The 8,220-nt window shown below is 64.6% G+C and carries 13 protein-coding genes and 1 pseudogene; 2 read left to right on the forward strand and 12 right to left on the reverse strand.

What is annotated here, in order from left to right; genetic code table 11:
* The 7 genes from ureG to ureC form a co-directional block, all read right to left on the reverse strand.
* The coding region (ureG, locus tag EOA27_RS12335; RefSeq protein WP_127256290.1) for an urease accessory protein UreG at positions 1-479 on the reverse strand (479 nt) is incomplete at its 3' end.
* On the reverse strand, positions 476-916 hold the full coding sequence (locus EOA27_RS12340; protein WP_126080005.1) for a DUF3995 domain-containing protein: 441 nt from the start codon (positions 914-916) through the stop codon (positions 476-478). The genes ureG and EOA27_RS12340, both read right to left, overlap by 4 nt.
* Positions 913-1,584: an urease accessory protein UreF gene (locus EOA27_RS12345; RefSeq protein ID WP_348526199.1), complete on the reverse strand. Its 672-nt coding sequence runs from the start codon at positions 1,582-1,584 to the stop codon at positions 913-915. Before EOA27_RS12345 ends, EOA27_RS12340 begins: the two co-directional genes overlap by 4 nt.
* The gene (ureE, locus tag EOA27_RS12350; RefSeq protein WP_126080006.1) at positions 1,577-2,194 is read right to left on the reverse strand and encodes an urease accessory protein UreE; all 618 of its coding nucleotides are present in this window, start codon (positions 2,192-2,194) and stop codon (positions 1,577-1,579) included. Before ureE ends, EOA27_RS12345 begins: the two co-directional genes overlap by 8 nt.
* Positions 2,191-2,796: a glutathione S-transferase family protein gene (locus tag EOA27_RS12355; protein WP_126080007.1), complete on the reverse strand. Its 606-nt coding sequence runs from the start codon at positions 2,794-2,796 to the stop codon at positions 2,191-2,193. Before EOA27_RS12355 ends, ureE begins: the two co-directional genes overlap by 4 nt.
* Before the next feature lie 45 nt (positions 2,797-2,841).
* A complete protein-coding gene (locus EOA27_RS12360) occupies positions 2,842-3,435 on the reverse strand; it encodes a hypothetical protein (protein ID WP_126080008.1) in 594 nt (197 codons plus the stop codon).
* A gap of 91 nt (positions 3,436-3,526) precedes the next feature.
* Complete coding sequence (gene ureC / locus EOA27_RS12365; protein WP_189343353.1) at positions 3,527-5,242, reverse strand: urease subunit alpha; 1,716 nt, start codon at positions 5,240-5,242, stop codon at positions 3,527-3,529.
* 164 nt (positions 5,243-5,406) lie between these two features.
* On the opposite strand from ureC, the gene EOA27_RS12370 reads away from it, so the two are divergent.
* Both EOA27_RS12370 and EOA27_RS12375 read left to right on the forward strand, forming a co-directional pair.
* Positions 5,407-5,778, forward strand: a complete 372-nt coding sequence (locus tag EOA27_RS12370) for a hypothetical protein (RefSeq protein ID WP_127256293.1) — start codon at positions 5,407-5,409, stop codon at positions 5,776-5,778.
* 159 nt (positions 5,779-5,937) lie between these two features.
* Positions 5,938-6,426 carry a hypothetical protein gene (locus tag EOA27_RS12375; protein WP_126080011.1) on the forward strand — a complete coding sequence of 163 codons (489 nt, stop codon included), beginning with the start codon at positions 5,938-5,940 and terminating at the stop codon, positions 6,424-6,426.
* A gap of 35 nt (positions 6,427-6,461) precedes the next feature.
* Here the strand turns inward: EOA27_RS12375 and EOA27_RS12380 are convergent, their stop codons facing one another.
* The 5 genes and pseudogenes from EOA27_RS12380 to EOA27_RS12400 form a co-directional block, all read right to left on the reverse strand.
* Entirely contained in the window at positions 6,462-6,767 is a 306-nt protein-coding gene (locus EOA27_RS12380; protein ID WP_126080012.1) for an urease subunit beta, read from the reverse strand.
* Between the two features lie 7 nt (positions 6,768-6,774).
* Complete coding sequence (locus tag EOA27_RS12385) at positions 6,775-7,368, reverse strand: HupE/UreJ family protein (RefSeq protein ID WP_127256295.1); 594 nt, start codon at positions 7,366-7,368, stop codon at positions 6,775-6,777.
* 26 nt (positions 7,369-7,394) lie between these two features.
* Positions 7,395-7,649 (reverse strand): DUF1272 domain-containing protein, encoded by a 255-nt coding sequence (locus EOA27_RS12390; RefSeq protein ID WP_126080014.1) that lies wholly within the window; start codon positions 7,647-7,649, stop codon positions 7,395-7,397.
* A gap of 28 nt (positions 7,650-7,677) precedes the next feature.
* Positions 7,678-7,980 carry an urease subunit gamma gene (locus EOA27_RS12395; protein ID WP_041003069.1) on the reverse strand — a complete coding sequence of 101 codons (303 nt, stop codon included), beginning with the start codon at positions 7,978-7,980 and terminating at the stop codon, positions 7,678-7,680.
* Positions 7,981-8,001: 21 nt separating this feature from the next.
* A pseudogene (locus tag EOA27_RS12400) lies at positions 8,002-8,220 on the reverse strand (hypothetical protein); the annotation flags it as partial.

Below are 8,220 nucleotides of genomic sequence, written 5' to 3' on the forward strand. Positions count from 1 at the left end.
TTCACATAGGGCGCGAGATCGCTCTTGTTGATGATGAGGAAATCCGAGCGGGTAATGGCCGGGCCGCCCTTCCTCGGAATTTCCTCGCCCTGGCAGACCGAGATGACATAGAGCGTCAGGTCGGCGAGGTCGGGCGAGAAGGTGGCGGCGAGATTGTCGCCGCCGGATTCGATGAAGATGATGTCGAGGTCGGGGAATTTCTTGTTCAGCTCGGCGATCGCCCGCAGATTGATCGAGGCATCCTCGCGGATGGCGGTGTGCGGACAGCCGCCGGTCTCGACGCCGACGATGCGCTCCTCCGGCAATGCCTGCAGCCGCGCGAGCATCATCGCGTCCTCCTTGGTGTAGATGTCATTGGTGACGACGGCGATGGAGAAGTCGTCGCGCAACGCCTTGCAGAGCTTTTCGGTGAGCGTCGTCTTGCCGGAGCCGACGGGGCCGCCAATGCCGATGCGAAGAGGACCGTTTTTCGACGTCATGCCGGGAACTCCGAGATAGAGAGAATGACAAAGCCCAGCCCGATCAACAGGCAGAGCGGCGAATAGAGACTTTGGTCGAGCCGCGCGAAAGGTTGCTCCGGCGTAAGCCTGCGCCACCAAGGCGTGAAGCCGGCTATGCCGCGGCCGAGGAAGACGAGGCCGATCATCAACGCGGTGGCCGCAAGGCCTTCCCGTGGAAACGGCGTCGCAAAGACGCCGGCCAGCGCCAGCGGCCAGAGCGTCGCGAGCGCGAGGCACGCGGCGACGGCGAAACTCGCGAAGGACGACGGCATCTCATCGATGCCGCGGAAGCCGACGACGGCGCGGGCGCAGGAGGCCTGGTCCGTACCCGGCCAGATGCCGCCTATGCCCCAATAGACATGTAGCGTGGTAATCAAAAGCAGCACGAAGGAGAGGATGACGGCAAGCACGGTCATGAGCGAAACAGCCTGGAATATTGCGTTTCGTGCTGCATCGCCGCTATGTCGGACATGAAGGCCGAGCCGCCCAGATCGTCCAGGCTGGAAGCGGCGGCGCGCGACGCAACCGACAGCGCCAGAGGTTCGAAGCCGGCTAACAATGCGATGGCATCGACCTGGCCGACGACACCGAGCCTTATCGCCGCTTGCACAAGATTGGAGAAGAAAGCCTGCTGGAAGGCGGAAAGCGCATCCGAAAGGCCGATACCGCTGCTGCCGGCAACGGCGCCGACCGCAACGCAATAGGGGCAGTCGGCCGGCAACCGTTCAAGCACCGGAGACGGCCAGGCAGATGCCGCTTTGAGGAAGGCCGCGCCTTGGAGCATTGTCTCCATATGACGCTCCCGCGAGCCGGCAAGCGCCTCGGCCAGCGCGGCGACTTTGTTGAGGTCGCCGTCATCGCGCGCACGACGCCAGCTTTCGGCGAACAGCACGGCGTCGTTCCAGCCCGAGCCGATCTCGACCAGCGTCTCCAGCCAGCCGGCGAGATCGTCACGATTTGCGATCAATCCATCGTGCACGGCGCGCTCGAGCCCGTGGCTGTAGGAGAAGCCGCCGACCGGAAAGGCCGGCGACAACCAGGCCATCAGCCGTAGCAGCGCGACAGTGGAAAGCTGCTCAGTCATGGTGATGGTGGTGGCTGTGATGATGATGGTCGTGATCGTGATGATCGTGCCCATGGTCATGATCATGATGGTCATGCGCGTGGCCGTGATCGTGGCCATGGTGGTCATGATCGTGATCATGCGAATGGCCGTGATCGTGGCCATGCCCTGAATAGGCGCCGCGCACGGGGCTGAACGGCTGCGAAACCTCATGCACCTTGGCGCCGAGGCCTTCGAGCATCGCCTTGATGACATGGTCGCGCAGGATGACGAGGCGGTCCGGCTCGATCGCCGCCGCGAGGTGGCGGTTGCCGATGTGCCAGGCGAGCTCGGTGAGATGAACGGCGTCGCGGGCGCGGATGTCGTAGACCTCTTCGGGTGCTGCGACGATTTCGAGCTGGCGGCCGTCTTCCAGCACCAGCCGGTCGCCATCGTTCAACGCCACCGGTTCAGGCAGGTCGACCAGCACCTTGTCGCCGGCCGCCGTCTCGATGGCGCGGCGGCGCAGATGGCGCTCGTCATGCGGCAGCACGGCCTTGTCATAGGGCGTCGTCAATCCGGGATCACCGGCGACAAGCACCGAGACAGCGCGTGGAAACTTGGTGAAATCGGTGGTGATGTTGAGCTTCATTTCATGGCTCCGCCATTGGCTTGGGCGCGGGCGCGTGCAGGGCGCCTGAGGACACGGTCGAAATAGGCATTCACCCGGTCGGATTCGATCGGAAAGCGGCCGGCACGCGCCCAGCCGCCCATATCGCCAAGCAAGACGTCAACGGCCGAGAAGCGGTCGCCCAAGGCATAGGGCTTGTCGCCAAGTCGGCGGTCCAGCGCCTTTATTTCGGATGCGAAATCATACGCCGCAGCCGGGCCGACATCGACCCGAACATCCTTCGGCAGCAGGAAGCGGTGGCGCAGCTTGTTCCATAGCGGGGCTTCCAACTCACTCTGGGCGAAATGCATCCATGAATCCATCTCGGCGCGCCCGGCAACGCCCGGATTGGCGCCCATGCCTTTGTCGGCATGCTTGTCGGCCAGATAGACGCAGATCGCCGCCGAATCCGTGATTTTCAGGTCGTCGTCGATCAGGATCGGCACCTTGCCTGAAGGGTTGAGCGCGTAGGCTTCCGGCGAGCGCAGCTTGACCTCGACGAACGCGTAGGGCTGCCCGAGCTCCTCGAGCATCCAGAGCACCCGGCTGACGCGGGAGCCGCGCGATCCGACAGCCTTGTACATGGTTGAACCCTTGCCTTTCCGAGAACCCTACCGCATCGCGAACGCTCAGACGATGGTGTCGAACAGCCGCAGGATGAACGATATCTGATAGATCAGCGCGGCCGCGACGAAAGCGATGTGGAAGCGGCGATCGCGCACCAGGATCGCGACGATGCACAGCGCCACGAAGACCGGCGTGCGGAACAGATATTCGTTGCCGAAGCGGGCGAAATGCTCCGGACCCTTGAGCAGCGTGTCGATCACATCAAGCAGATAGGTGAAGCCGAGCAGGCCGAAGAACCAGGCGCGGCGCGAATAGAAATAGTCCTCGTAGCTGGTGTAATCGAGCATCGAATCCGGAAACAGCAGCGCGCAGAGCAGGAACAGCGTGATGGCGTAGAAGATGATGAAAAGATATTTGCCGAAGGTCCAGTTCTCGATGGCGTAGAGGCCGAACTCCCACCACCAGAAATGCACCAGCATCAACAGCACCGAGGCGACCCAGGCGAGATGCACCGCATAGAGCCGGTATTGGCCGGGATGCTGGACGATGCGGGCAGTTCCCGAAAGCAGGCGGGTGACTCCGAGGCCGATCACCATGCCCATGACGATGCGGATATGCGGGAAGATGTCGTGCTGCGAGGCGATTTCGGTGGCCATGCCCGATCACAATGCTGCTGCTCTGCAGCATATTGCGATCTGCGCGCGCGAGCCGCAACGCCATTTGCCCGTCAATCGGACCAGCCGCCCGTCAAAACAGAAAATACCGCTGCGCCATCGGCAGCACGGTGGCCGGCTCACAGGTCAAGAGCTCGCCGTCGGCCCGCACTTCGTATGTTTCGGGATCGACCTCGACATGCGGCGTGGCGTCGTTGAGCACCATGGAATGCTTGCCGATGCCGCCGCGTGTGTTCTCGACCGCGACCATTGCCTTGTCGACGCCAAGCCTGCCCTGCAGGCCGGCGTCAAGCGCCGCCTTCGAGACGAAGGTGACCGAGGAGTTGGTCAGCGCCTTGCCATAGGCGCCGAACATCGGCCGATAGTGCATCGGCTGCGGCGTCGGGATCGAGGCGTTCGGATCACCCATGGGGGCAGCGGCTATCGAGCCGCCGACCAGCACCATCTCCGGCTTGACGCCGAAAAAGGCCGGATTCCACAGCACGAGATCGGCGCGCTTGCCGACGGTGATCGAGCCGATCTCCTTCGACAGGCCGTGCGCGATGGCCGGATTGATCGTGTATTTGGCGATGTAGCGGCGGACGCGGAAATTGTCGTTGTCGCCGGTTTCGTCGGGCAGCGCGCCGCGCTGGCGCTTCATCTTGTCGGCGGTCTGCCAGCAGCGGATCGCCACCTCGCCGACCCGGCCCATGGCCTGGCTGTCCGAGGAGATGATCGAGAAGGCGCCGATGTCGTGCAGGATGTCCTCCGCCGCGATCGTCTCCTTGCGGATGCGGCTTTCGGCGAAGGCGATGTCCTCGGGGATCGACGGGGACAGATGATGGCAGACCATCAGCATGTCGAGATGCTCGGCCAGCGTGTTGACCGTGTAGGGCCTGGTCGGGTTGGTGGAGGACGGGATGACGTTGGGCAGGCCGCAGACCTTGATGATGTCGGGCGCGTGGCCACCGCCCGCCCCTTCGGTGTGGAAGGCATGGATGGTGCGGCCCTTGATGGCCGCCACCGTGTTCTCGACGAAGCCCGATTCATTTAACGTGTCGGTGTGGATCATCACCTGCACGTCGTAGGCTTCGGCGACCGACAGGCAGCAATCGATGGCGGCCGGCGTCGTGCCCCAATCCTCATGCAGCTTCAGCGAGCAGGCGCCGGCCAGCACCATCTCTTCCAGCGCCGCCGGCTTTGACGCGTTGCCCTTGCCCGACAGACCGATATTCATCGGGAAGGCGTCGAAGGACTGAATCATGCGCGCCATGTGCCAGGGGCCGGGCGTGCAGGTGGTGGCCAAGGTGCCATGCGCCGGGCCGGTGCCGCCGCCCAGCATGGTGGTGATGCCGCTCATCAGCGCTTCCTCGATCTGCTGCGGGCAGATGAAATGGATATGCGCGTCGAAGCCGCCGGCCGTCAGTATCTTGCCTTCGCCGGCGATGATCTCGGTCCCAGGGCCGATGATGATGGTGACGCCATCCTGCGTGTCCGGATTACCGGCCTTGCCGATCGCGGCGATGCGGCCATCCTTCAGGCCGATATCGGCCTTGACGATGCCGGCAAGCGCGTCGACCACCAGCGCATTGGTGATGACGGTGTCGACGGCGCCCCCTGCCCGCGTCACCTGGCTCTGGCCCATGCCATCGCGGATGACCTTGCCGCCGCCGAATTTCACTTCCTCGCCGTAGACGGTGAGGTCCTTCTCGACCTCGACGAACAGCTCGGTGTCGGCAAGCCGCACCTTGTCGCCGACCGTCGGTCCATACATCTGCGCATAGGCGGCGCGGCTTATCCTGGCCATCAGCAATCGCTCCCGAAATTCCAATTGTTTGTGCGTGGGGCACACATTGTCGCCACCCAATGGTCACGCAATGACCCGCTCGCCGACACTTTGAGCGCCCATTTCAGCGTTCCCATCGGGCCGTTAAGGCGGGCGGAATCACTCCCAATCCGATGGAAGGAATATCCATGCGCAACGCGATACTTGTCGCCGCAGCCGCCAGCTTGTTGATGGCGGGCGCTGCCGGCGCCCAGCAGCAGCCGCCGCCCAGCCCGGCACCGACCGCCCCCGCCGCGCCGAAAGCCCAGTCCGCGGCGCCGGCGATCCAGAGCGTCAACGTCGTCGACATCACCGAACTGCCCAAGGATGCGCAGACGCAGGTCAACCAGATCGTGGCGCAGCGCGGCGACGCCGGCCTGCAGACCTTGCGCAAGTCGATCGACGCGACGCCCAAGGTGAAATCCGCGCTCGAAGCCAAGGGCATGAGCTCGGCGCAGGTGATTGCCGCCAGCATGCAGCCCAATGGCGCACTGACGCTGATCACCAAGAAGGCGAGCTGATCGCGCGCCCAGGCGGGCCGCCATGTGGTCCGCCAACCATATTTTGAAGGGAATGCGGGCCGCCTCTCGGTCCGCCGCCAGGCTTTCGAAGGGAACCTGCGGCCAGGCCGGACCGTTTCGCTGTTTTCGCCCCGCCACGAGGTCAGTCAGGAGCGAGCGATGGCGAATGGCCGGCGTTTTGCAAGATGGAGTTCCGTGGTTGTTGCCGCGCTTTTCGCGGTCGCCGCGCCCCATGCCGCGTCCGCTGCGCAGCCGCTGGGCAGCGACAAGCCTGCCGCCGCGATCGTCGATTCCGATGTCCGCCAGGAAGAGGCGCTCTCCAGGACGGAGGCCGGAAAAGTCATCACCGCCATCGACCGGACCCGCGACAATATCGGCACGGTGCGCAAGACCACCAAGCTCGACAGGGTCGACATCGTGTTCCTGACCGATGCGGCGCGCAGCGAAGGCGGGCCGCCGCCGGCCATCGAGAACAAAATGAAGCAGCATCAGGACGATGTCGCCGAGCTGCGCCAGGAGATCGAGGCGAACGCCCTGCTCTTCAACGCGATCGATTCCCGGCGCGTGCAGGCCGAGGACGTGCTCGCCGTGGAGTTCGACAATCCGGGGAAGGTCGTCATCTACGCGGCCGCCAAGCCCCCGAAGTGATGGCCTCCGAAGTGATTTGAGCGCGGCGGCGGACCTCACAGCTTGCCCATCACCTTCTGCTGGAAGCCATAGACCTCGCGTTTTCCCCCCAGCGGCACCAGCGTGACGTCGCGTTCCTGGCCCGGCTCGAAGCGCATGGCCGTGCCGGCGGCGATATCCAGCCGCATGCCGCGCGCGCGCTCGCGGTCGAATTTCAGGCCCTCATTGGTCTCGAAGAAATGATAATGGCTGCCGACCTGGATCGGACGGTCGCCGCTGTTGGCGACCTTGAGGGTGACGGTCGGCCGGCCCTTGTTGAGGTCGATCTCGCCTTTGGCCGCAATAACTTCACCAGGGATCATCGCGCCCTCACACCATGCCGACGGAAAGGCCGACGCCGATCGTCGCGCAAGCGGCGCCGGCGGCGCGCGCCAGGCCGCGGAAACGCCACCCAAGCCGAAGGCCGGCTGCCATGCCGACACCGTGGAGCAGCGCGGTGGCGGCGGCAAAGCCAGCCATATATTCGAGGCCGGCAGCGTTTTCAGGCACCTCGGCGCCATGGGCGTGACCGTGGAACAGAGCGAACAGGCCGATGATGGCGACCCCGGCCGAGACCGGCAGGTCGATCGCCAGCGCCACCAGCAGGCCGAACGCCACGACGGAAGCGAGGATGCCCGGCTCGACGAAAGGCACCGGCACATGCAGCATGCCGAGCGCGCCGCCGGCCAGCATCACGCCGAGGAAGGCCAGCGGCCAGGCCCAGAGCGCCTTGCCGCCCTTCATCGCCGCCCACAGGCCGACGGCGACCATGGCCGTCATGTGGTCGAGGCCGGACAGCGGATGCACGAAACCGGCGGCAAAAGAAGAGGTGGAGCCTGCGCCGACATGGGCGTAAGCGGGCATCGCCGCCGCCAGCAACAGGATGACGGCGAGCGTGTTGCGTTTCGTGGAGGCGGGGATCATCTTTCTGCCCTTTCCAATTGACCTAGTTAAGCGGCCTTGCGCGGGCCGCAGCCTTCGGCCTTGGGCACGCGCCTGGTCGATGGCGGATATTTCGTCAGCTTGCCTGCCGGCCGGATCGGCCGCGGCGCGAAATTGCCGCCGCAATTCGGGCAGACACCGCCCAGCACATTGTCCACGCAGTCGGCGCAGAAGGTGCATTCGAAGGTGCAGATCAGCGCATCCGTCGCCTCCGGCGGCAGATCCTTGTCGCAGCATTCGCAATTTGGCCTAAGCTCCAGCATCGGTCTTCCTCCTCACCGGATCGGCGCTTTACCTGATCGGCTCGTGCACGGTCACCAGCTTGGTGCCGTCGGGAAACGTCGCCTCGACCTGGACGTCGTGGATCATCTCGGCGATGCCGTCCATGACCTGGGCGCGGGTGACGACGTGAGCGCCGGCCTCCATCAGTTCCGCGACGGGACGGCCGTCGCGGGCGCCTTCGACGACGAAGTCGGTGATCAGGGCGATGGCTTCGGGATGGTTGAGCTTGACGCCACGCTCCAGGCGCTTGCGCGCCACCATCGCCGCCATGGCGATGAGCAGCTTGTCTTTTTCACGCGGCGTAAGATTCATGCAATGTCCCGGTATTTCAGATCAAAGTGACCACAATTTAGGCAGACCCGCCCGTCCATTGAGCAGTTCGACGAGCGGAACCAACCGCTTGCGGAGCTGGTAGCCGTCGCCGGCGGTGAGCCTCGCAAGAAGCTTGCCAGATCGGCCGACGCTCCAGAAACTGGCGCCGCCGCAGTCACTGATAACGGGGCCGCCGATGCCGCGATCGCCGATGATGGCGCGGGCCGCCTCGAGCAGGCT

Origin of the sequence: Mesorhizobium sp. M2A.F.Ca.ET.037.01.1.1, from assembly GCF_003998075.1 — a bacterium.
GTDB lineage: Bacteria > Pseudomonadota > Alphaproteobacteria > Rhizobiales > Rhizobiaceae > Mesorhizobium.

Bases quoted from the DNA above. Each gene is read 5' to 3' on its own strand.
- EOA27_RS12375 (WP_126080011.1), top strand. From the start codon at position 5,938: ATGGCGAATGGCCGGCGTTTTGCAAGATGGAGTTCCGTGGTTGTTGCC.
- EOA27_RS12395 (WP_041003069.1), bottom strand. From the start codon at position 7,980: ATGAATCTTACGCCGCGTGAAAAAGACAAGCTGCTCATCGCCATGGCG.
- EOA27_RS12345 (WP_348526199.1), bottom strand. From the start codon at position 1,584: ATGACTGAGCAGCTTTCCACTGTCGCGCTGCTACGGCTGATGGCCTGG.
- EOA27_RS12390 (WP_126080014.1), bottom strand. From the start codon at position 7,649: ATGCTGGAGCTTAGGCCAAATTGCGAATGCTGCGACAAGGATCTGCCG.
- EOA27_RS12385 (WP_127256295.1), bottom strand. From the start codon at position 7,368: ATGATCCCCGCCTCCACGAAACGCAACACGCTCGCCGTCATCCTGTTG.
- ureE (WP_126080006.1), bottom strand. From the start codon at position 2,194: ATGAAGCTCAACATCACCACCGATTTCACCAAGTTTCCACGCGCTGTC.
- EOA27_RS12340 (WP_126080005.1), bottom strand. From the start codon at position 916: ATGACCGTGCTTGCCGTCATCCTCTCCTTCGTGCTGCTTTTGATTACC.
- EOA27_RS12380 (WP_126080012.1), bottom strand. From the start codon at position 6,767: ATGATCCCTGGTGAAGTTATTGCGGCCAAAGGCGAGATCGACCTCAAC.
- EOA27_RS12360 (WP_126080008.1), bottom strand. From the start codon at position 3,435: ATGGCCACCGAAATCGCCTCGCAGCACGACATCTTCCCGCATATCCGC.
- EOA27_RS12355 (WP_126080007.1), bottom strand. From the start codon at position 2,796: ATGTACAAGGCTGTCGGATCGCGCGGCTCCCGCGTCAGCCGGGTGCTC.
- EOA27_RS12370 (WP_127256293.1), top strand. From the start codon at position 5,407: ATGCGCAACGCGATACTTGTCGCCGCAGCCGCCAGCTTGTTGATGGCG.